At 33.8% G+C, this 21919-nt stretch carries 31 protein-coding genes, 1 tRNA gene and 1 pseudogene; 19 read left to right on the top strand and 14 right to left on the bottom strand.

The features are described from left to right. The first annotated feature begins 20 nt into the window (after positions 1-20). The 17 genes from rpmJ (at position 21) to tkt (ending at position 10973) form a co-directional block, all read left to right on the top strand. A complete protein-coding gene (gene rpmJ, locus CSUIS19073_RS03520) occupies positions 21-134 on the top strand; it encodes a 50S ribosomal protein L36 (protein ID WP_002848032.1) in 114 nt (37 codons plus the stop codon). A 3-nt stretch (positions 135-137) separates the two neighbouring features. Next, on the top strand, positions 138-506 hold the full coding sequence (rpsM, locus tag CSUIS19073_RS03515) for a 30S ribosomal protein S13 (RefSeq protein WP_086237483.1): 369 nt from the start codon (positions 138-140) through the stop codon (positions 504-506). Between the two features lie 9 nt (positions 507-515). Further along, positions 516-908 carry a 30S ribosomal protein S11 gene (gene rpsK / locus CSUIS19073_RS03510; protein ID WP_086225407.1) on the top strand — a complete coding sequence of 131 codons (393 nt, stop codon included), beginning with the start codon at positions 516-518 and terminating at the stop codon, positions 906-908. Between the two features lie 27 nt (positions 909-935). Continuing rightward, on the top strand, positions 936-1562 hold the full coding sequence (rpsD, locus tag CSUIS19073_RS03505; protein ID WP_086237482.1) for a 30S ribosomal protein S4: 627 nt from the start codon (positions 936-938) through the stop codon (positions 1560-1562). Positions 1563-1575: 13 nt separating this feature from the next. Continuing rightward, the gene (locus tag CSUIS19073_RS03500; protein WP_086237481.1) at positions 1576-2574 is read left to right on the top strand and encodes a DNA-directed RNA polymerase subunit alpha; all 999 of its coding nucleotides are present in this window, start codon (positions 1576-1578) and stop codon (positions 2572-2574) included. A 16-nt stretch (positions 2575-2590) separates the two neighbouring features. Next, complete coding sequence (gene rplQ, locus CSUIS19073_RS03495; protein WP_086237480.1) at positions 2591-2947, top strand: 50S ribosomal protein L17; 357 nt, start codon at positions 2591-2593, stop codon at positions 2945-2947. 130 nt (positions 2948-3077) lie between these two features. Further along, a complete protein-coding gene (locus tag CSUIS19073_RS03490) occupies positions 3078-3353 on the top strand; it encodes a NifU family protein (RefSeq protein ID WP_086237479.1) in 276 nt (91 codons plus the stop codon). Positions 3354-3559: 206 nt separating this feature from the next. Next, on the top strand, positions 3560-3688 hold the full coding sequence (locus CSUIS19073_RS03485) for a hypothetical protein (RefSeq protein ID WP_257789240.1): 129 nt from the start codon (positions 3560-3562) through the stop codon (positions 3686-3688). 64 nt (positions 3689-3752) lie between these two features. Next, positions 3753-4274 (top strand): autotransporter outer membrane beta-barrel domain-containing protein, encoded by a 522-nt coding sequence (locus tag CSUIS19073_RS03480; protein WP_180379379.1) that lies wholly within the window; start codon positions 3753-3755, stop codon positions 4272-4274. Positions 4275-4340: 66 nt separating this feature from the next. Further along, positions 4341-4544 carry a transporter gene (locus tag CSUIS19073_RS03475; RefSeq protein WP_086242387.1) on the top strand — a complete coding sequence of 68 codons (204 nt, stop codon included), beginning with the start codon at positions 4341-4343 and terminating at the stop codon, positions 4542-4544. Positions 4545-4658: 114 nt separating this feature from the next. After that, positions 4659-5204 carry a hypothetical protein gene (locus CSUIS19073_RS03470; RefSeq protein ID WP_086242386.1) on the top strand — a complete coding sequence of 182 codons (546 nt, stop codon included), beginning with the start codon at positions 4659-4661 and terminating at the stop codon, positions 5202-5204. Next, positions 5185-6474 (top strand): UDP-N-acetylmuramoyl-L-alanyl-D-glutamate--2,6-diaminopimelate ligase, encoded by a 1290-nt coding sequence (locus CSUIS19073_RS03465; protein WP_086242385.1) that lies wholly within the window; start codon positions 5185-5187, stop codon positions 6472-6474. Before CSUIS19073_RS03470 ends, CSUIS19073_RS03465 begins: the two co-directional genes overlap by 20 nt. Beyond that, positions 6464-6811, top strand: a complete 348-nt coding sequence (gene panD, locus CSUIS19073_RS03460) for an aspartate 1-decarboxylase (RefSeq protein ID WP_086242384.1) — start codon at positions 6464-6466, stop codon at positions 6809-6811. Before CSUIS19073_RS03465 ends, panD begins: the two co-directional genes overlap by 11 nt. Positions 6812-6866: 55 nt before the next feature. Next, positions 6867-7184: a YbaB/EbfC family nucleoid-associated protein gene (locus tag CSUIS19073_RS03455; RefSeq protein WP_086237474.1), complete on the top strand. Its 318-nt coding sequence runs from the start codon at positions 6867-6869 to the stop codon at positions 7182-7184. Continuing rightward, complete coding sequence (locus tag CSUIS19073_RS03450; RefSeq protein ID WP_086242383.1) at positions 7181-8242, top strand: DUF7488 domain-containing protein; 1062 nt, start codon at positions 7181-7183, stop codon at positions 8240-8242. Before CSUIS19073_RS03455 ends, CSUIS19073_RS03450 begins: the two co-directional genes overlap by 4 nt. Continuing rightward, on the top strand, positions 8239-9066 hold the full coding sequence (locus CSUIS19073_RS03445; protein WP_086242382.1) for a polyprenyl synthetase family protein: 828 nt from the start codon (positions 8239-8241) through the stop codon (positions 9064-9066). Before CSUIS19073_RS03450 ends, CSUIS19073_RS03445 begins: the two co-directional genes overlap by 4 nt. 2 nt (positions 9067-9068) lie before the next feature. Next, the gene (gene tkt / locus CSUIS19073_RS03440; protein ID WP_086242381.1) at positions 9069-10973 is read left to right on the top strand and encodes a transketolase; all 1905 of its coding nucleotides are present in this window, start codon (positions 9069-9071) and stop codon (positions 10971-10973) included. A 7-nt stretch (positions 10974-10980) separates the two neighbouring features. Here the strand turns inward: tkt and CSUIS19073_RS03435 are convergent, their stop codons facing one another. Both CSUIS19073_RS03435 and moaC read right to left on the bottom strand, forming a co-directional pair. Then, positions 10981-11247, bottom strand: coding sequence for an HP0495 family protein (locus tag CSUIS19073_RS03435; RefSeq protein WP_086237470.1), 267 nt, complete (start codon positions 11245-11247; stop codon positions 10981-10983). Next, positions 11231-11716 carry a cyclic pyranopterin monophosphate synthase MoaC gene (gene moaC / locus CSUIS19073_RS03430; RefSeq protein ID WP_086237469.1) on the bottom strand — a complete coding sequence of 162 codons (486 nt, stop codon included), beginning with the start codon at positions 11714-11716 and terminating at the stop codon, positions 11231-11233. Before moaC ends, CSUIS19073_RS03435 begins: the two co-directional genes overlap by 17 nt. A gap of 186 nt (positions 11717-11902) precedes the next feature. On the opposite strand from moaC, the gene CSUIS19073_RS03425 reads away from it, so the two are divergent. Continuing rightward, positions 11903-11990, top strand: a tRNA-Ser gene (locus tag CSUIS19073_RS03425). 211 nt (positions 11991-12201) lie between these two features. Here CSUIS19073_RS03425 and CSUIS19073_RS03420 read toward each other — a convergent pair. The 12 genes and pseudogenes from CSUIS19073_RS03420 to CSUIS19073_RS03365 all read right to left on the bottom strand — a co-directional run bounded on the left by CSUIS19073_RS03420 (position 12202) and on the right by CSUIS19073_RS03365 (position 20706). Then, complete coding sequence (locus tag CSUIS19073_RS03420) at positions 12202-13008, bottom strand: ABC transporter substrate-binding protein (RefSeq protein WP_086237468.1); 807 nt, start codon at positions 13006-13008, stop codon at positions 12202-12204. Between the two features lies 1 nt (position 13009). Beyond that, the gene (locus tag CSUIS19073_RS03415; protein ID WP_086237588.1) at positions 13010-13777 is read right to left on the bottom strand and encodes an ABC transporter ATP-binding protein; all 768 of its coding nucleotides are present in this window, start codon (positions 13775-13777) and stop codon (positions 13010-13012) included. A 1-nt stretch (position 13778) separates the two neighbouring features. Next, positions 13779-14766: pseudogene (locus CSUIS19073_RS03410) on the bottom strand (FecCD family ABC transporter permease). Between the two features lies 1 nt (position 14767). Then, positions 14768-15529 (bottom strand): HugZ family heme oxygenase, encoded by a 762-nt coding sequence (locus tag CSUIS19073_RS03405; RefSeq protein ID WP_086237467.1) that lies wholly within the window; start codon positions 15527-15529, stop codon positions 14768-14770. Positions 15530-15578: 49 nt separating this feature from the next. Further along, complete coding sequence (locus tag CSUIS19073_RS03400) at positions 15579-16118, bottom strand: hypothetical protein (RefSeq protein ID WP_086237466.1); 540 nt, start codon at positions 16116-16118, stop codon at positions 15579-15581. Further along, entirely contained in the window at positions 16105-16260 is a 156-nt protein-coding gene (locus CSUIS19073_RS03395; RefSeq protein ID WP_180379378.1) for a hypothetical protein, read from the bottom strand. The genes CSUIS19073_RS03400 and CSUIS19073_RS03395 overlap by 14 nt, the downstream gene beginning before the upstream one ends. Positions 16261-16269: 9 nt before the next feature. Continuing rightward, on the bottom strand, positions 16270-16785 hold the full coding sequence (locus tag CSUIS19073_RS03390) for a flavodoxin family protein (protein WP_086242380.1): 516 nt from the start codon (positions 16783-16785) through the stop codon (positions 16270-16272). Next, entirely contained in the window at positions 16782-16964 is a 183-nt protein-coding gene (locus CSUIS19073_RS03385) for a hypothetical protein (protein ID WP_086237464.1), read from the bottom strand. The genes CSUIS19073_RS03390 and CSUIS19073_RS03385 overlap by 4 nt, the downstream gene beginning before the upstream one ends. A gap of 3 nt (positions 16965-16967) precedes the next feature. Then, positions 16968-17645, bottom strand: coding sequence for a hypothetical protein (locus tag CSUIS19073_RS03380; protein ID WP_086237463.1), 678 nt, complete (start codon positions 17643-17645; stop codon positions 16968-16970). A gap of 8 nt (positions 17646-17653) precedes the next feature. Then, a complete protein-coding gene (locus CSUIS19073_RS03375) occupies positions 17654-19672 on the bottom strand; it encodes a TonB-dependent receptor (protein ID WP_086292847.1) in 2019 nt (672 codons plus the stop codon). 21 nt (positions 19673-19693) lie between these two features. Next, positions 19694-20107, bottom strand: a complete 414-nt coding sequence (locus tag CSUIS19073_RS03370) for an ExbD/TolR family protein (RefSeq protein WP_086237461.1) — start codon at positions 20105-20107, stop codon at positions 19694-19696. Next, positions 20104-20706, bottom strand: coding sequence for a MotA/TolQ/ExbB proton channel family protein (locus CSUIS19073_RS03365; protein ID WP_086242379.1), 603 nt, complete (start codon positions 20704-20706; stop codon positions 20104-20106). The genes CSUIS19073_RS03370 and CSUIS19073_RS03365 overlap by 4 nt, the downstream gene beginning before the upstream one ends. Before the next feature lie 327 nt (positions 20707-21033). Here CSUIS19073_RS03365 and CSUIS19073_RS03360 point away from each other — a divergent pair, with 327 nt between their 5' ends. Beyond that, entirely contained in the window at positions 21034-21546 is a 513-nt protein-coding gene (locus tag CSUIS19073_RS03360) for a hypothetical protein (protein WP_180379376.1), read from the top strand. Positions 21547-21919 lie beyond the last annotated feature (373 nt).

Here is a 21919-nt window from a genome sequence, read left to right as displayed (position 1 = left end):
ATAATTTTTAGGAGACTCAGATGAAAGTTCGTCCTTCTGTAAAGAAGATGTGTGACAAATGCAAAATTGTCAAACGCAAAGGCATAGTTCATGTTATTTGCGAAAACCCAAAACATAAACAAAGACAAGGATAAGGTATGGCTCGTATTGCAGGTGTTGATTTACCAAAGAAAAAAAGAGTAGAGTATGGCCTTACATATATCTATGGTATAGGTCTATATACTTCAAGAAGAATTCTTGATGCTGTAGGTATCTCTTATGATAAGAGAGTTTATGAGTTAAGCGAAGATGAAGCTGCTGCTATCCGTAAAGAGATTCAAGAGCATTACATGGTCGAAGGTGATTTAAGAAAAAGCGTGGCTATGGATATAAAAGCTTTGATGGATTTAGGTAGCTTTAGAGGATTAAGACATAGAAAAGGTCTGCCAGTGCGTGGTCAAAAAACAAAAACCAACGCAAGAACTAGAAAGGGCAGAAGAAAAACCGTTGGCGCTGCTACTAAATAAGGATAAGATATGGCAAAAAGAAAAGTAATTAAGAAAAAAGTAGTTAAAAAAAATATAGCTAGAGGTATCGTGTATGTCTCTGCTACATTTAATAATACAATGGTTACAGTAACTGATGAGATGGGTAATGCTATAGCGTGGAGTAGTGCTGGTGGCTTAGGCTTTAAAGGTAGCAAAAAATCAACCCCATACGCAGCTCAACAAGCTGTAGAAGATGCATTAAATAAAGCTAAAGAGCATGGCATTAAAGAAGTAGGCATCAAAGTCCAAGGCCCAGGTAGTGGTAGAGAAACAGCAGTTAAAAGTATCGGCGCAGTAGAAGGAATTAAGGTGCTATATCTAAAAGATATAACTCCTCTAGCTCACAATGGCTGCAGACCACCAAAACGCCGCCGCGTGTAATTGTAGATAGAATTTAGGAGAATTATAATGGCAAGATATAGAGGACCAGTTGAAAAATTAGAAAGACGCCTAGGTGTATCTCTTGCACTTAAAGGCGAAAGAAGACTAGCTGGCAAGAGCGCATTGGAAAAACGACCATACGCTCCAGGCCAACACGGACAAAGAAAAGCAAAAATTAGTGAATATGGCTTACAATTAAGAGAGAAACAAAAAGCTAAATTTATGTATGGCGTGAGCGAAAAACAATTTAGAAGATTATTTGCTGAAGCTGCAAGAAGAGAAGGCAATACAGGAGCACTTCTTATCTCTTTATTAGAGCAAAGACTTGATAATGTGGTTTATAGAATGGGTTTTGCATCGACTAGAAGATTTGCAAGACAGTTAGTAACTCATGGCCATATCTTAGTAAATGGTAAAAGAGTGGATATCCCATCATACAGAGTAAGAGCCGGTCAAAAAATAGAGATTGTTGAAAAAAGCAAAGAGAATCCACAAATCGTTCGTGCTATCGAGCTTACTAATCAAACAGGTATAGTAGCTTGGGTTGATGTAGAAAAAGATAAAAAATATGGAATTTTCACAAGAATTCCAGAACGCGAAGAGATTGTCATTCCAGTTGAGGAAAGATATATAGTCGAGCTTTACTCTAAATAATAAGGAGATTATGATGAGAAAGATAACAACATCAGCTTACATGCCTACTGACATAGAGGTTACCCCAATAAGTGAAAATGTGGCTAAAATAGTAGCGTATCCTTTTGAAACCGGCTATGCAGTTACTCTAGCTCATCCGCTTCGCAGACTACTTTATACAAGCACAGTTGGATTTGCTCCAACTGCTGTTAAAATCGAAGGCGTCTCTCATGAATTTGATAGTATGCGAGGAATGCTAGAGGATGTAACGCTATTTATCATAAATCTCAAAAATTTACGCTTTAAGCTTAAAAATGATTCAGAGCATGAGGTTATTGAGTATAGCTTTAAAGGTCCAAAAGAGATTACCGGTGCAGATCTATGTAATGATATTGTCGAGATAGTAAATCCTGATGCGTATCTAGCTACTATTAATGAAGATGCCGAGCTAACTTTCTCTTTGGTTATAGAAAAAGGTATTGGCTATGTGCCTAGCGAAGAGATTAGAGAGAGCGTAGAGAGTGGATATATCGCACTTGATGCATTTTTTACACCTGTTAAACATGCAGTTTATGAGATAGAAAATGTTTTGGTTGAAGATAATCCAGACTATGAAAAAATCGTTTTAACGATAACTACAGATGGTCAGGTCTCTCCTTTAGAGGCGTTTAAAAACTCAATTGAAGCTATGTATAAGCAGATGTCTATATTTAATAATATCCTAAATATAGATGTAAATATGGCTATGGCGTCATCTAAAGGCTCTAGCGAGCACTCAAAACTTTTAGAGAGTATTGAGAATTTAAATTTATCAGCTAGAAGCTTTAATTGCTTAGATAAGGCTGATGTTAAATTTATTGGTGAGCTTGCTTTGATGGAAGAGAGTGAGCTAAAAGATCTTAAAAATTTAGGTAAAAAATCTCTTGATGAGATTAAGGCTGTAATGGCTGAAATAGGCTATCCATTTGGTGAAAATAAGCTAGGTGATAGCAAAGAATCGCTCAGAAAAAAGATAGCTGAGTTAAAATCATAAAAGCGAAGGAAATATAATGAGACATAATCACGGATATAGAAAACTAGGCCGCACTAGCTCTCATCGTGCTGCTTTGCTTAAAAACCTTACGATCGCAATCGTTAAGGCTGGTAAGATAGAAACTACTTTACCAAAAGCAAAAGAGCTAAGAAGCTATATAGAAAAATTAATCACAAGAGCTAGAAAAGGCGATTTTAACGCCCATAAATATGTATTTGCATATTTACAAGATAAAGAAGCAACTAATAAATTAGTTACACAAATCGCCCCAAAATATGTAAATAGAAATGGCGGCTATACTAGAATCATCAAAACACGAGTTAGAAAAGGCGATGCTTCTGAGATGGCCTATATAGAACTAGTATCTGAATGATATTTGCTAGGAGAGATCCTAGCAAATTTAGCTTATCTAATTTATAATCTTTATAATCTAATTTCTAAAATATTATTTAATCTAAGTTTTTTATATTTGTATATAATTGCTAAAAATATAAAGGATATTTATGATACCATTTAGCGATGAAGAGCTTTATGAGCCAGTTTTAGAAAGTCTTAATGTTGTATTGCCTATGCTCCAAAGAGATGGTGGTGGTATGGAGCTTTTGGGTATTAAAAACGGAGTTGTTTATGTGCGTTTAACCGGTCATTGCCACGGCTGTGCCGCAAGCTCTCAAACGCTAAAATTTGGCGTTGAAAAGCAAATTCGAAATGATATTCATCCAGAATTAATAGTGGTAAATATCCCAATTGGTCAAGAATTTGATCTAGAAAAGGTATAGATTTTATCTGAAAATTTATTAGTTGGACTGGACATAAAATTTAGAGTATTAAAAAATATTGGCATTAGTTTTATAACAATATTTTTTCTGTTAGGCTGTGGTGGCGGCTCAGATAAATCTGCTGAGCAAACCATCAAAACTACTCAAGAGATCCCTACAAACACTCAAGAGATTGCCGTAAATAGGGAAGTTTGATAGCACAACCAATGAATAATCATAGTGTAGTAGCATATCCGAGTTTGGCTAAAAATTTAGCTAATACATTTAACTCTCTTACCACAACACATATAAATAAACGCTTATCTAGCCGAGCTATAATCACGCAAGATAGCTAGTTTTATCAAATCTCTCCAAGGGGAGAAATTCGCTAGTGTAAATAATGAGATTTTTGCTTTTATGATGGCTGATGAGATGGATGATTTTTTAAATTCATTCTATTTTAATACCCTAGCAGGCGATTTTAAAGATGGGACAAATCCTAGGCTTTATGGCGGAATTTTTGGTTATGATAGATTTGTAGATGATTTATTGATAGGCACTTACTTTTCATATGCAAACTCAAAAAGTTATAATGTAGAGCTTAAGAGTAATATATATGAGCTTGGATTTTATACTAGATATTTTATGGATAGTAATGAATTGGACTTTAATTTAGCTGGTGGTTATGGCAATTTAGAGCAAAATCTAGATAGATATTTTAACTCTAAATTTGATATTGGTTATATGAGCTTTGGATTGGGTTATGGATATAGAGTATCTTTAAATGAAAAAACATCTATAAAGCCATATATTGGTGCGGATTATCTCTATTTTAAAAGCGAAGATTATATATTAAAAGATAAAAACTCATATGAAACTCAAAAAGTTCAAAGCAACACAGCTAAGAATTTAAAAGCCAAAATTGGTCTTGAGACTATATAAGAATTTAATGATTTTAGTCTATATACAGATTTAAAAATTAAAAGAGATTTAATAGTAGATGATGGCGTGATAAGAAGTTCATTTACTAGCAGCAATGCTGGATTTATAATAGACAGCAAGGATAAAAAGCATACAAATTTCGCAATTGATACAGGTGTTTTATATATAGTTAATAAAAATTTAAGTATCAATTTAAATCTAGGTGCTGATATAAATAGCGATGATAAGCTATATAGTGCAAATTTTGGCTTATCGTATAGATTTAATTAATTATTATTAGATAAGCCTAGAAATCGGTGCTATTTAATCTAAATTTTTTATATTTTGTGTATAATTAGCCATAAATTCTAATCCATATCGTAAATTTGCAATCAGAGGAAATAGATGGGGCAAAACTACAAAGATATTGCAATAAAGCTATTTAAACAAGGGAAATTTGAACTAGCTAAGATGAGCTTTAATATCGCTTATAATAGATCTCCAAGCGATGAGATACTTGCTTTTATAGAGCTTTGTGACACGGCAAAAGATAATCCAAGCGACACTCTTTCATTATTTGAGATATATTTTGATCCAGCTCAAAAGGATAATACTCAAACTATTCTTGAAATTATCGAGCTTATACAAAATGCAAACGATGAGAGCGCTATAATGCTAGAGAGCCAAAATGCCATCACCTACGCAGATTTTAAAAATTTATTAAATGATAATGATTTTAAAGAGTTATTTGAGAGTATTTTATTTTCTACCAAAATTATTATTACGCATAAAGATGAGTTATTTGATCTTGTTAATTCTCTTGTAGATAATGGATTTAGCGATATTGGGCTGAAGTATTTAGAGAGTTCGGTTAAAATGTTTATGGGCGATGAGAGAGTGGCTATGGTGCTACAAAAGATTAGGGATAAAGATGAAAATAGCCTTAAATAGCGGATTTATTACTGATAATTCTAAAGAAGTTAAGAGTGGTTGCTATTTTGTGCTTTCTAATTCAAATTCCAAATACTCCGCTCAAGCCTTAGATCTTGGGGCAAAATTGATTAGCCCAAGCGAGGCTATAGAGCTTTTAGGGCTTAAAAACCGAATTAAAATTATAGGTATTACTGGCACAAATGGCAAGACCACAACCGCATTTTTACTAGCTCATACCTTAGCAAATTTGGGCTATAAAAGTGCAGTTAGCGGGACTTGTGGCTCATTTATCGGCGATAGACAAATAGCCAAAAAGGGGCTAACAACAAGCCAAATTCTAGAGAGTATTAGCTATATTAAAGAGGCCGTTGATAGCGGGTGCGAATATTTTATTATGGAGGTTAGCTCGCACGCCATAGCACAAAATCGCATTGAAGGCTTGGAATTTAGCTTAAAGATTTTTACAAATTTAAGCCAAGATCATCTAGATTATCATAAAAGCTTTAGCGAATACGCAAGGGTAAAATCTAGCTTTTTAAATGATGAGTGCGATAAGATTATAAACGCTGATTGTAAAGAGATTAGCTATAATCCTATAAATTCACTCACATATTCAACTAATCACGCTGATATTTATGCTGATAAAATTAATTTAGAAAATGGCATAAACGCAACTATTATAAATGGCGATGAGAAGGCGGATTTATCCCTTAATTTACATGGCAAATTTAATCTATATAACGCTCTTAGCGTGATCGCTGCTACAAAAAAGCTATTAAATTTGGATTTACAATCCATATGCGATGGGCTTAAGGACTTTAAGGGCGTGGCTGGTAGAATGGAGATTGTATCGCATTTGCCGACTATTATTGTGGATTTTGCTCATACTCCTGATGGGATACAAAAGGTATTAAGCTCTATGTATGATAAAGAGCTGATTGTAGTATTTGGTGCTGGTGGAGATAGAGATAAAAGCAAACGCCCTATAATGGGGCAAATCGTCGCTAAATATGCTAAAATCGCAATTGTAACAAGCGATAATCCAAGGAGTGAAGATCCAGATGAGATAATAGAGCAAGTTGCTGCTTTAATGCCTAAAAATACGATTAAAATTCAAAACCGCAAAGAGGCAATCGCAAAGGCTATGGATATACAAAATGATGAGGTATTATTGATTTTAGGCAAGGGAGATGAGAGTTATCAAGAGATAAATGGGGTTAAATATTCATTTAGCGACCAAGAAGTTGTAAAAGATATATTAGATAAAAAGGATAAAAATGAAAATTGAGATGCTATCTAGCAAAATTCACAGAGCCACTGTAACTGATGCAAATTTAAACTATATTGGCTCAATCACCATAGATGAAAAGCTCATGAAAGCAGCAAATTTGCTTGAGTTTCAAAAGGTAGAGATACTTGATGTAAATAATGGCGAGAGATTTGCTACTTATGTTATTAAAGGCGATAAAGATGGGGAAATTTGCCTAAATGGTGCAGCAGCTAGAAAGGTATGCGTAGGCGATATAATCATCATTGTAAGCTACGCTTCAATGAGCCTTAAAAAGGCTAAGAAATTTCAACCTACAATTATCCATGTGGATTCAAATAATAAAATAGATGGCTAAAAAGCAAGATTTAAAGGCACTTTTGCTATAATCGCCAAAATTTAAAGGTAAATAGATGTTTAAAGATTTTGATTTTTCAAAGATGACGCAAATGCTATCTCAAGCTCAGCAAAAAGCAGATGAATTCCAAGCCCAGCTCGCACAAAAGGAGTTTTGTAGTAAGTCTGGTGGGGGATTAATAAGTGTAAAAATTAATGGTAAATCTGAAATTTTAGATATTAGCATAGATGATTCTTTGCTTGAAGATAAGGATAGTTTGCAAATTCTATTAATTTCAGCCATAAATGACGCTATAAATTTAGCCAATGAAGAGAAGCAAAAAGCGGCTTCATCGCTACTTGGCGGATTTGGTGCTTTTGGGGGTGGATTATGATTAGGATTTTTGTTGCTATCTTAATGCTTGGGGCGATTTTAAATGCGGCTCCAGAGCCTACAATAGCCGATAGAGCTGCCATATATGAGAAGATGAGAGAGTCGCAATTTAACTATAAAGATAATATCGCAATCGCTCTAAATGGCGAGTATGCAGCTGTAGTGTATGATAAGAGTAATCCGCTAAATAAGGCAGATTATATCAAATTTGATCCATATCTTGGGCTATATCTTATCAAGCCTGGATTTACTTTGCGTGGGGCATTTATGCTTGATGAACTTGATAGTAGGCAAGATATGTGGGTTATGACCTTAGAAGAAAATATCGTAAATATGGGGCATATAAAGAGTTTTGGTAGTGAGCTTGGACAGCTTGATGAGCTTAGCTTTAGCACGGGCAAGGCTGGAATGCTAGTTTGTGATTGTGCTTCGATGGTTGGGATCAGCCTTGGAGAATATAGATTTATACCAAATAGATATTTAAAGCATTTTATGCGTTATGATGATGTGTATTATGGGGATATTGGGGTTAAATTTAATGAAAACAATACCACTATAAAAGTAGTAAGTGCAAATCCATTTGGTGCTGGAAAAGAGCTTAGAAGTGGTGATGAAATTCTCTCAGTCAATGGTAAAAAGCCTACAAGTTTAAGAGAGATAAATGAGATGGTGCTATTTGCCGATAAGGGCTCTTTGCTTAAATTTGAGATTAAGCGTGGTTCGCAGATTTTAAATTATGATATTAAAATGTCAAATATAACAGCTAAAAATATTATAGATGATAATAAAACCGCTGAGGTTAAAAAGATTCCGCCAAAGCCAAAATTTCTACCTGAATTTGGACTAAATGTGGATAAAACAATGACAATTACTAGCGTAAAAGCAAATTCCAAAGCTAGTAAGCTAGGTTTAAAAGTTGGAGATAAAATTATGCAAATAGATGGCGTTGCTATTAAAAGTGCCATTGAAGTGGATAATATTATGAAAAATAAAAATGTTCAAGCATACTATCTAATCTCAAGAGATGATTTTCAGTTTTTTGTGCGAGTAAATAAATGAGTTTTTTGGAGTATTTAGAGTCAAATTTACCCAAAACAGATAGCTTTCATCCGCATTTTAACGAGGCAATTGAGTGGATTTTAAAAGCAGGTGGTAAGCATTTTCGTGCTCAATTATTAATCGGCACCGCTAAAGCCATAAATCCATCGTGTGATCCATATCCAGCGGCTTTAGCAGTGGAGCTACTACACGCGTATTCACTCATTCACGATGACCTTCCAGCGATGGATAATTCTAATCTTCGCCGTGGTGTGGCTACCTTGCATGTCAAATATGATGAGGCCACAGCTATTTTGGTTGGCGATGCTTTAAATACTGAAGCTTTTAGGGTTTTGGCTAATTCAAATTTGCCAGCGGATATAGCTATTAAATCCATTCAGATACTTAGTAAAAATGGCGGTCTTAATGGTATGGTAATTGGTCAAGCCATTGATTGCTATTTTGAAAATAAAAAATTAAATTTAGATGAGTTAAAATTCCTACACCTACACAAAACTGGCGCTCTCATCGCAGCTAGTATACAAATTGGCGCAGTAATTGCCGGAGCTAGTGATAAAGAGTGTGATAAGATATATGAAGCTGGGCTAAAGCTTGGATTAGCATTTCAAATTCACGATGATATAATAGATGCCACTAGCAACGCTCAAATCGCTGGGAAACCCACAAATAACGATACTTTTAAAAATTCATTTACCAATTTACTTGGCGTAGATGAGGCAAAACGCATTAGAGATGAGCTAGAAGTTAAGATAGTAGATCAAATTCAAAATATCAAAGTAAAAGAGCTAATCTTGGATCTAATAAACAGATATTTAAAAGGATGAAAATGTATAAAAAGCAAGCTGATACGATAAGATTTCTATGTGCTGATATGGTACAAAAGGCAAATTCAGGTCACCCAGGTGCTCCGATGGGGTTAGCTGATATAGTTGCGGTTTTAAGCACTCATTTAAATCACAATCCCAAAAATCCAACTTGGCTAAACCGCGATAGATTAGTATTTAGTGGTGGTCATGCTAGTAGCTTGGTTTATAGCTTTTTACATCTTAGTGGGTATGATATTAGCATAGATGATTTAAAGGCTTTTCGTCAGCTTAACTCTAAAACTCCAGGTCATCCAGAGATCGAGACTCCTGGCGTGGAGATTGCTACTGGACCGCTTGGTCAAGGCGTTGCAAATGCTGTTGGCTTTGCGATGGCGGCTAAATCAGCTGAGAATTTATTGGGTAGTGATATTATTAATCATAAGGTCTATTGCTTATGTGGGGATGGAGATTTACAAGAGGGGATTAGCTATGAGGCTTGCGCCTTAGCTGGTAAGCATAATTTGGATAATTTAGTAATAATTTATGATAGCAATGAGATTACTATAGAGGGCGATACGGCTATAGCGTGGTCTGAGGATGTTAAGGTAAGGTTTGAGGCGGCGGGATTTGAGGTGGCTAAGATTGATGGACATAGCTATGATGAGATTGAATTTGCTCTAAATGAGGCCAAAAACAAGACAAAACCATACTTAATAATTGCTAAAACAAAGATCGCCAAAGGTGCTGGTAAGCTAGAAGGAAGCCATCACGCACATGGTGCTCCGCTTGGTGAAGAGGTGATAGCTAAGGCTAAGGAGGCGGCGGGATTTGATCCGAATTTAACTTTTTTTGTTGATGATGATGTGAAATTTTGGTTTAATCTCGCACTTGAAAGGGGCGATTTGGCAAATGCTGTGTGGGATAAGAGGGTAAGTGAGCTAGATAAAGAGAAAAAAGAGCTTTTAAATTTGCTTTTAAATCCTGATTTTAGCAAGATTGAATTCCCTGTATTAAAAGGTCAAAAGATGGCAACAAGGGATAGCAATGGTAAAATTTTAAATGCTATTGCCGCTGCTTTACCTGGATTTATCGGTGGTAGTGCTGATCTAGCTCCAAGCAATAAAACCGAGCTAAAAGGATTTGGCGATTATCCAAATGGCAAAAATTTGCATTTTGGCATTAGAGAGCACGCCATGGCGGCGATTTGTAACGCGTATGCTAGATATGGGATTTTTATCCCTTTTAGTGCGACATTTTTTATATTTAGTGATTATCTTAAGGCTGGGGCTAGACTAGCAGCACTTATGGGGCTTAGGCACTATTTTATCTGGACGCATGATAGTATAGGCGTTGGAGAAGATGGCCCAACACATGAGCCAATCGAGCAGCTTAGCACATTTAGAGCTATGCCAAATTTCTATACTTTTCGTCCTGCTGATGGTGCTGAAAATGTGGAGTGCTGGAAGATCGCCCTTAAGCTAAATGCTCCTTGTGGTTTTGTCTGCTCAAGACAGGGGCTAAATCCATTAGATGAGCCTAAATTTGGTAGCGTGGAAAATGGTGCATATCTAATCAAAGAGAGCCAAAATCCGCAAATAACACTTGTAGCTAGCGGTAGCGAGGTTGGATTATGCCTTGAAGCATCTAGATTGCTAGAAAATAGCGGTATTGGTGTAAATGTCGTCTCAGCTCCTTGCTTTGAGCTTTTATGCAAGCAAGATGGTAGCTATATCGAGCGTGTATTTTTGCCTAATACTAAGGTTTTAGCCGTAGAGGCTGCAAGTGCGCTTGAGTGGTATAAATTTGCTGATAATGTGCTTGGAATGAGCTCTTTTGGAGCCTCAGCCCCAGCTGATGAGTTATTTAAGCATTTTGGATTTAGTGCTACAAATATAGTAAATGTAGCCAAAGAGATGATTAAATAAAGTCAATTTATAATACAAATTTAGAGTATTTTTTAAGCAAGGTAAATAGCTCCAAACGCTCAGTATCGCTATTTACCAATACGCTTAGATTGAAGCTTTTAAATTTACCATTTTTGCTTGTGTGAGAGATTTTAAGCTTATGCTTTCTATCTCCTACGCACTCTTTGATTATGCTTTTTTCATCGCTTGAGCTATCAAAAATTATCTTATATTCCCAAAATGTTGGGTAGATTATTTCTGGTTTTTTACCATTTATTTCACAAATGTAAGCCATCTTCTCTCCTATATTCTCCGCTTTTTCCGCCACTTTTTGACTCTAGTTTTATATCGCTTATTATCATTGATTTATCAATCGCTTTTATCATATCATAGATGGTAAGAAGCCCCACACTAACAGCACTAAGCGCCTCCATCTCTACGCCAGTTTTGCCTTGAGTTGCCACCTTGGCAATGAGCTTAAATCCTAGCAATTCTTGCATATCTACTATATCTATATCAACTGAATTTATAGCAAGTGGATGGCACATTGGGATTAGATCGCTAGTGCGTTTAGCACCCATCACAGCAGCAACCACAGCAGTTTGCAAGACCGGACCCTTCTTGGCGGTATTATTCTTGATAGCTGTGTAGGCATCTTTAGACATTGTGATTACTCCACTAGCAATTGCTATGCGTTTGGTTATATCTTTATTGCTTACATCTACCATCTTTGGCATATTTTTTTCATTTAAATGAGTTAGCATTTTTATCCTTTTTATTATGATTATATCAAATTTTGTCTTAATAATTTTTACTTTAGTTTATATTTATTATATGTTAAAGAATTAATTATATAATCAAAATTCCTAAACAAATAACCTCCTTTTTGTAAAGACACTTGCTCTTTTGAGCTTGTGTTTTATTTAATCATTTTAATTTTTTGTTGTTTTGGGCAGATGTCCGAGTGGTTGAAGGAGCACGCCTGGAACGCGTGTAAGGTGAAAGCCTTCGGGGGTTCAAATCCCTCTCTGTCCGCCACTGAAAATCATAGCTAAGCCAAATATCCTAGTAGTAAAGGTGTATAACTTTAAAAATTATGAAAATAAATAGCATAACATCATGTAAAATTTACGCCTTTTGAGTGTTTATTTATGATTTGAATTAGACTTTTATAGCTAAAATATTATTTTATGTTTTCTTAGCAAATTTTTATTAAGAAAACAGATTATGCTATATTTGGTTTATTACTCTATCTCATCTCTTTTAGCAGAATTTGAATTCCCTTTTCTATTCTAGGCGTTCCTCTTAATAAAAGCGATGAAGGAATGGATATGATTTTTCCATTTTTTGCAGCTTTTACTCCTTTTAGTGCTGGATATGTTTTTATCAAGCTATTTTTTTGCTCATTATCTCCGATAACTACGATAAAATCAGGATTTGCAGTAAGTAGCATCTCTATTGGCAAAATGGGTGATTTTGCTTTTGTATCAGTTACTATGTTTTCTAATCCAAGCTTTGAGATAATATCGCTTGGCAAAGTTTGGTTATTAAATGCCATAATTGGATTTGTTGAAAACAAAATCGCAACCTTTTTTCCTTTTAGATTATCAGAGTTTATAGCATTATTTAATGAGTTTTTTAGCGAAGAAATAATTTCTTTAGCTTTAGAGCTCTTTTGGACTATTTCTCCGATTTTTTCTATATTTGAGTATATATTTTCAAGGCTATTAGCCTCAAAGATTGTGGCATTTATGTCGAATTTTTTAAGCTCACTTATTGTATTGATGGAGTGAAAACTAGCAATCACAAGATCTGGCTTTAGCTCGATAATTTTTTCTAAATTTGGCTTAGTGTAAGTGCCAACGCTAGTGAGATTTTGCGTTAGATTTTCGGGCCAAATTTTTGAAGTTGTCGGCTGTGCGATAGCGACAATTTCATCTTGAGCTTCAAGCATGTAAAGCATCTCAATAATGGCTGGATCAAGTATAACAAGGCGTTTAGCATTTAAATTTAAAGCAAAAAACGCAACTAAAATTAATATAATAAATTTTTTCATTTTAATCCTTTGAAGCTATAACAAAAAATGAGCCATTATATTCGATAATTTCGCAATCTAGGCAATAGATTTCTTTCAAAATTTCCTTCTTAAAAAGCTCTCTTGGAGCACCACTATAGCAAATTTTGCCATCTTTTAGCATAATTAATCTATCACAAAACATACTAGCAAGATTTAAATCATGAATTACCATTAAGCTTAGTAAATTTAACTTTTTTGTTAGATTTTTGCAAATTTTCATCATCTCTACAGCATAGTGTAAATCAAGCGCACTTGTTGGTTCGTCTAAAAATAGGGCTTTTGGCTCACTAATTAGTGCTCTTGCAAGTAACACTCTTTGAAATTCGCCACCGCTTAATGAGTTTGCTATTCTATCTTTAAATTTAGAAATTTTTAGCAGATCCATAATCTCATTGACCTTTTTTATATCCATATTTGAGTAGTTTTCAAAGCTATTTTTTAGATATGAAAATCTACCCATCAAGAGAATATCAAAAACGCTTAAAGGCATAGATATAGCCGATTTTTGCGGGACAAAACCAATGGTTTGTGCAAGCTCTTTTAGTGTGTATTTTTTTAGTGGTTTATCATTGATTTTGATAATACCGCTTTTTGGCTCGATTAATCTTAAAAGATTTTTTAAAAGTGTGCTTTTTCCAGAACCATTTGCACCTAAAATTCCAATAAATTCGCCACTTTTAGCACTTAAATTTATATTTTCTAAAATAAGGCTTTTATCATAGCCAAAGCTTAGATCTTTTACGCAAATTTCACCCACTAGCTTTTCCTTGTTTTATTGCTAAAAATAGAAAAAATGGAGCACCGAAAAATGCCGTAACAACGCCTATTGGAATTTCTATTGGAGATAAAATACTTTTGCTTAAGTTATCACAAAATAGTAAGAATAAAGCTCCCACAATTAATGAAGCTGGAATTAGAGTTGCATTACTTGAAGTTTTAAGAATTAATCTTAGTGTATGTGGAATTATGAGTCCTACAAATCCTATCATTCCTGTAAATGCCACGCTAAAAGCAGTTGCGAGACTTGCTATTATAAGCAGTATTTTCTTACTCTTTTGAACATTCACGCCAAGGGTTTTTGCCTCATCATCTCCGCTTAAAAGCACATTTAATTCATGTCTTTTAAAGTAAAAATACATTGTAGAAAAAATCACTGGAACTATCAAAATAGCCACTTTCTCCCAAGTTGCTCCACTTAAAAACCCCATCATCCAAGCAACTATCTTAAAGCTATCTTCGCCAATCAAATATGTAGCAAAGCTCGTAAATGCTCCTAAAAAAGAGCTAAAGGCGATACCAATTATTAGCAAGGTAGCTATACTTTTCCCTTTTTTATACAGGCTAAAAATCACTAAAGATAGTGCTGAGGCTACAAAAAAAGCAAAAACCCCATAATAAATATCTGGGAGTTTTAAGAAGTATGCAATAACCGCACCAAATGTCGCACTTGCTACAATTCCTATAATATATGGATCAGCAAGTGGATTTAAAAATACGCTTTGTACTACTACGCCACTACTTGCTAAAAGCATTCCAATCAATAATGCCATAATAAGTCTTGGAAGTCTTATTTCAAGTAAAATTGTTTTTTTTCGCCTCATCTATACTATTTGGGTCGCTAAATAATTTTAAAATATCGCCAAAACTTATATCTGCCCCACCAACACTTAGCGAATAGATTACCAAAAAAATGCATAAAGCTATAAAAAATAAATTTGTCCGCCAAGCTTTTTGCATATTATTTTCCGTGTTTGTGAGGCATATTGTGAGGATTTACGCCATCGGCTTGGGATAAAATCTTAAACCCAACCATATCGTAAGCCGCACCAAAACCACGCACAAATCTACCATTTGTTAGACTAAATCTAATAACTTCAAAATCGCTCATTTCTCTTATAAAATTTGCCGCTTGATCTTGTGGAAATTTTTTGGTTATTTCGTCAAAGAAAAATTCTCTTAATTGGCTATTTTTATCAAAATTTGCCTTTGCTTCCCAGCTAGCCCTAATTCGTGCAAATATCGTGTTTGCCTTGCTTTCATCTTGTAAGAAAAGAATTGAAACCTTATCTGGATTTGATATTAAATTTTTATAGTGAGGTGCTACTGATGAGATTAAAGCTAAAATTTCATCATCTTTTCTCATAGCTGGTGCATAAGATGAAAATGGCATACCATTTTTTAGGCTAGAAATTATGACGCTATTATTGCTATCTATAAATTCAATTAATTGAGCTGAAATCTTTACAAGCTTATCACCGCTTGGCTTTAAATCTTTACAAATTTCCATTATCGCATCTTTGTATCCTTCGCCATTTTGATTGGCTTTTTTAGCAAATGGAACTCTTATTAAATTTCCATCAACATCAATATCCAAACCATCTTCATCAATATCTACTATTTTTGCATCTTTGGCATTTTGTAGTGAGCCAAATTTTATCGCCATTGCCTCGACTATATCGCCGTGCTCCTCATTCATATGCTTAATTGCATTATTTTTCATTTTTTCTCCTTAAAATTAAAGTTTAGCTCAAGCTGCATTACAATCTGAGCTAAATCTTAATCTTTTCATTTTTTATCTCATAAATTTTTTGTGCAGCATAAAAATATCTACCATCATGACTAATTAATATAATAGTAAATCCAAGTGAGTTTAGATAAGGTAAAATTTCATTATAAAAAATGGCTTTAAAGTTTGGATCTTGATTAGTCGCCCACTCATCAAGAAGCAATAAACTTCTATTTTCTAAAAGAGCATTTATAAGAGCTAAACGCTTTTTTTGGCCTTCAATACACTCAGAATAATCCTTATAAAGTGTGTTTTTGCCAAGTCTATGTCTGCTAAAATATGTATAAGTTCTTTTCATAAAATAAAAACTTATAACAATCATAACAGCTAGGCAAAGCATAACCAAAATCCCAATACCAGGTGATAGATATGCTATATAGCCAAGCGTGGAAATTAAAATAAAAGCTCCTTGTAAAGCCTCAGGAATTGAACCAAAACCCATACTGATGCTTGTTATATCGCTAGTTAATGATGCTAAGAGCTTGTTTTTTGGAATTTTATTTATGCTTTCAAAATTTTGCATTTAATATCTCTTTTACGATTTTTAAGCGAATATTATATACAAAATTATGCCCTAAATGCGTGATAATAGCTCTAGATATAACGGCAAAAATTAAGAATAAAATCAAGATAAGCTCAAATGTAGATTTTAAATAGAATTTCACTTTTTACCTCTAAATTTTCAGTGCTAAAAATGCGTTTTTTGCATTTTCTAAGTCAGTTTTATCAGGATGGGTGCTTGCTTGTAGCCATCTAGCTTCTTTTTCTGGCGTGATTTTATAGCGTTTATCATTTGGATAAATTTTTGCCATTTCTCGCATTTTTTCTATAATTTTTGGATCGATCGCGCCTTGGGAATAAAAAGTAACTAAAATCTCATTTCCTTGCGAAATAAATTTAGCCTTAAATCCATCTATAGCATTTTTTGCATATTCGCTATTTGTATCTCCGCCCATTGTTATAAAAAGCCCTATTTTTTTAGAGCGAATTTGGCTTGTAAAGCCCTTAAAATCACTATCCATATCGCCTTTGTCTATGTAAAATCCTATAGCTATAAAATCATAATTTTCTAACTCTTGTAATGAGATTTGGGTATAATTTATGCTTTTACAATTTAACGCACTAGCAATGCTATTTGCGACTTTTTTTGTATTTCCTGTAAGTGATGAAAAAATGACAATTTTTTTCACGCCAAATCCTTTTTAAATAAGCTTACTATATTTGCGATACTATTTTTCCAAAAAATATCAAATTTATGGTATTTTAGTATTTCTCTTTTAATGCTTAAGCATCCATCTATTTTACAAAATTCTACTATTTGCGATCTATTAAGGCTTGGCATTTTGTGGCATTTTATCTCTATAAGCACCTTTTATCCTTTAAATTTAAATTCATATGGTTTTATAATTTTACAATTACTAATACCATCTTTAAGTACCTTGATATCCAGCTTTTGGGTTAATATTTTAGCTTGGTCATTAAAAATTTCACTCTTTCCATTGACTTTTAGAATTTTAATACTTCCATCTTTGTTTATTTGAAATTCAACTTCAACTATAAAAGTATCTCTAAGCTTTAATAAAAGTGCTTTTTTAGGGTAGGTTGGTTCTATTTTATTTGTGATTATAAAGCCAACCCCTTCTAGGCAGACATCTTCGCTTTTTTTAAACTCATTAACTATATTTTGAGTTGTTTTATTTGAAATTTGTGATTTATCAAATTGATTTTGAATTGAAATTTCGCTTATTTGCTCTATTTTTTCTACTTTGTGTATATCTTTAAGCACTTTTTTTGGTTTTGGCTGTGGTTTGGATTTTTGAGCTTCTTTTATAGGCTCATCTTTTGCCTTTTCGATTTTTGTTAATTCCTCTACTAGATCTTGTTTTATCTCCTCTTTTTTTGGTTTTGGCTCGATTTTTGGAGTTTCTTGCCCCTTTGTTTCATTTAATTTTATAGTGATCTTTTTTGGGGTAGTTATTGCTTCATCTGAGTGCAGTGGCAAAAATAATATCACCAAATTTATAATGAGAGAGAGCAAGAAATATCTCATTTTATGCCTTAAAATGTGTATTTAAACTCAGCATAAAAATTTCTCTCAGGTGCTGGAATATAGCTATTTTGTTTTTTATTTTGATATGTGTTATACCTTTCATTAAATAGATTTTTTATTCCAGCTGACATTGAGATATTTTTTGCAAAGTCATATTTTGTGCCAATATCAACGATAAAACGATCTTTTATCTTATCATAGTTGCTATCAACCGTGCTATCAAAATATTTAAAATTACTTAAAATTGTAAGCTTTTTAATTGGCAGATAATCAACTCCTAGCACAAATTTAGTTCTTGGGACAAGTGGCACTCTTTTTCCATTATCTTTGCCCTCTTTTATCTGTGCATTAATATATGAGAATGTTTGACTTAGTTTTAATTGGTCAAATAGCCATTGCTCTGAATATAGCTCAATTCCATAACGGCGAGTTTTTGAGAGATTATAATATCTCCAAGCTTGAGCGTGGCGACCACCACCAAGCTCTTCATAAACAATCTCATCAGTTGTATCTGTTTTAAAGATTGTAGCACTTGAGAATTGACCAAAAATTAAATCTTTTATACCAACTTCATATGTCCTAAATATCTCTGGCTTTAAATTATTAAATGAGTAGCCTTTGATTTGATCTTTATCTGTTAATTGAACTGGACTTGGCGATATAAAGCCACGCTCAAATTTTAAATAAACATTCCCAGTATCTGAATATTTGAAATTTGGCGTAATTTCAAATGCATAAGTATTAATATCAGTGTTATTTTGTATGCTATCTGTGGTATTTATAGGTCTAGGTGGCATTCCATTTGTTGTCATATTCACATTTGTAGTTCTGCTATTTGTATAATCAGCCCACTCATATCTTGCCCCAGCACCTAAAGAAAACCAGCTATTAAACTCATGCCTTTGAAGTGCGTATATAGAGTGAGTATTTTTTGTTATATCTACATTTATATCATTATGATAGCGCCCCCCCCCTGTTGGCATATTCATATCCATAATAGAGCTTCTTGCTCCATCATTTTTCTCATATTCGTATCCAGCTACAAATTCGCCACTACCATAATCATATCTACCTTTTGTTTTTACGCCCTTTTTTTCATCTTCGAAAAGACCATAAGTAACATATGATGAGAAAATATCTGGTGTCATTTTTATTTTTTGATAATATGGCATTATTCGAATTTCGAGCTCATCAACTGGCTTAATAGAGTAGTCTAGGCTAATATCGAGTTGTCTATCTTTTTGGAATGTTTTATCACTTCCTGCTGCTTTTCTATTATTATTAAGCTCATCTTTTGTTATTGAGCTTGTTGTGTCTATTTTTGAGCTATAGTAGTTTGTATTTAGTGTTATGTTTTGAGTATCTGTTATCTGATAGATAGCTGATCCGCTTGTATAATATCCTCTATTTCTTTCATTATATCTATAGCCATTTTCGCTGAAGGCTTTTGCGTTAAATTTTAAATATAAATCATCGGTTGCTTTTACCCCTAGAGCTAAATTTGTAGATCTGTGAGAGTATGAGCCAAATTTAGCTGAAATATTAGCAAAAAAATCCTCAGGCTTTTGCTTTGTAATTATGTTTATAACGCCACCTGCAGTACCTCCACCATAAAGCACACTTCCTCCGCCTGGGATTACCTCAATTCTTTCTATATCATCGACATTTATCATATTGATTGGAACTACAGCATGAGCAGTGTCTAGCATATTTAACCCAATTCCGTTAATCAATACTTTTACAGATGTATTGGCTTTGCTTCCTTGACCTCTAAGATCTACCGTATCGCCAAATCCAGGATTGACGAAGGTTACACTTGGAACTTTTTCTAAGATCTCTTGGACGCTAGCATACCCTCGCCCTTGGATCTCATCAGCTGTGATGATAGAAACATTTCTAGTTTCATCTTTTAAGGGACTCTCAAAGCCTGTAGCCGTGATGACTGTGGTATCAAGCTTGGTATCAGCGGCATTAAGAGCGATAGCTGATGTGGCGCATAGACTAAAAATAGCAAATTTGTTTATCATTTTAACTCCTAAATTATTGGTTTAATTTTTTCTTATATTTAACTCTACATTATTGACATTTGCATCTTTTAAAATAGAAATAAGATCGATAATTTTCTTATATTCAAGCCCTTCATCGGCGCTTATTTTGATACTATTTTTATGATTTTCATCCAAATTCGAGATGAAATTTTTTAATGCGTCTATACTTAAAATTTGCTCTATTTCGCCAATTTTTAATGTAATTTTTTCATTTATTTCATAAAATAATTCTACTGGTAAGTTATTATCTTTTTCAAATTCAGTAGTAGTCTGCGGTAAATTTACATTAAAATGAGTAAGTTTGTTAAATGTTGTTGTTAGCATAAAAAATAGCAACAAAACAAAGATAACATCGATCAAATTTAGCATAGAAATTCTGCCGATTTTATTTTGTTCTCTTCTTACAAATTTCATGCAATTCTCCTGCTAAAAAGCCCAATTGTTCTATTTAAGTCATTTAAAATATAATCTATTTTCTTGTTTATCATTAGATGAATTATTAAGCAAGGAATTGCTACTATTAGACCGGCTGCTGTGGTGTAGAGTGCTTCTGAAATTCCTATGGCTACCTCTGGTGCATTTGCTCCGCCACTTAATCCAGCAAATGATCTAATCATTCCAGTAATTGTGCCTAAAAGCCCAAGTTGCGGAGCTACGCTTGCACACATTCTAAGAATCCAGTTATGTTTTTCCAAATTTACAATTTTATCATTTATAGCCTCTTCAATAATGTAGTCTATTTGCGATTTTGTATCTAGTTTAAAATTTACACTTTCAAGCACAAAAATAGTAGTTTTAGCAATTGTATTTTTATATTTTTGGCATAAAATTTTTACCTCTTCATCTTTGTTGCTGTTGATTAGAGTTGCTAACTTCATCTTAAATTTTGCCGTGGCATCTAGTTCGTAAATCAGAAAGTAACAGAGCTTTTCAAGTATTACCCCAAATGACAAAACAAAAAGGAAAAATATAGGCCACATAAATGGACCGCCAGTATAAAAATATGCTAACATTAAATTCTCCGTAAATAAAGATAAATTTACTCCTAAATATTATATTTTGATATTGCTTATCAAAAACTAAATGGAATTGTAGCAACAAATTACTTAAATGATAATTAAAATCAATATTTTTTATCTATGGTAAATATATAAAGATAAAATTTTTATTTTTTAACTTTATCTGAAGCTAAAAAAGAGATAAGAGGCATCCACAATGTAACTTATAATGATAAAAAAGCAACTTATATCAAGACTGATTTAGAAAATGTAGATAGTGCGATAAGATATGCCAATACTAACAGGGATAAAGGTGCTAAACATATTAAAATAAGACATTTAATGGATGAAACTAAACCAGGATATATAACCAATCAAGAGCTTTTAAATTTAGGCAACTCCTTAAGAGAGTATATAAAAACATACAAAGAGCCTTTTATAGATAAAAATGGAGCTAGAATTTACGAATGGGAAAATAAAGAAGGGGTTAAATTTAGGGTTGTTGTTGATAGTAGCCGTAGGGACATGACGACCGCCGAATTACCACAACCTACGGTTACTGATGATATTATAACATTTTATTTTGATAGAAATATAAAAGATAAAATGATTTTTAGAAATCCAAAACTGAATAAAGATAAAAGAAAGCCAAATTCACAAGTTAAAGGCGATACCGCGAACTTGTCCGCTTATAGCGGTAAATTTAAGGGTGATATAGTATGGGGTGGGGACACGCTCTCTACTTTAAACGCCCCACAAATAGCTAAACAAGAAGTAGAAGCTATGGGTGAAACTATACCAAATCAAAGCATAAAAAAGCTGAAACTAGAGCCAAGCAATACGCTAAATTTCTAGCTGAAGCTAACGAGCCAACACAAGATGAGCTTTATCAAGTTTATAAAAAGGCTAAAAAGATATAGAAAAACCAACCAAAAAAATCCGCATTTGTCGGATGGATAACTTTCTCAAAGATAGTTCAAAGCACAAGAGGTGGGTCAAGGGAGTGTGGCTCCTTGTCGCAAAGTGGGGCTTAGCTCGTGCGGCGAAGTTAAAATAGGGGTAACCCTACGAAGTAGGGGCTTTAGTGCGTTTCCAAAACCAGCGAATGCGACACCTTTAGGGGTGGTTTCCTTGAAAACCAGCGAATGCGACACCTTTAGGGGTGGTTTCCTTGAAAACCAGCGAATGCGACACCTTTAGGGGTGGTTTCCTTGAAAACCAGCGAATG

Origin of the sequence: Campylobacter sp. RM19073 (assembly GCF_024723495.1) — a bacterium.
Lineage (GTDB): Bacteria > Campylobacterota > Campylobacteria > Campylobacterales > Campylobacteraceae > Campylobacter > Campylobacter porcelli.
This window is presented reverse-complemented; position numbering and strand designations above follow the sequence as displayed.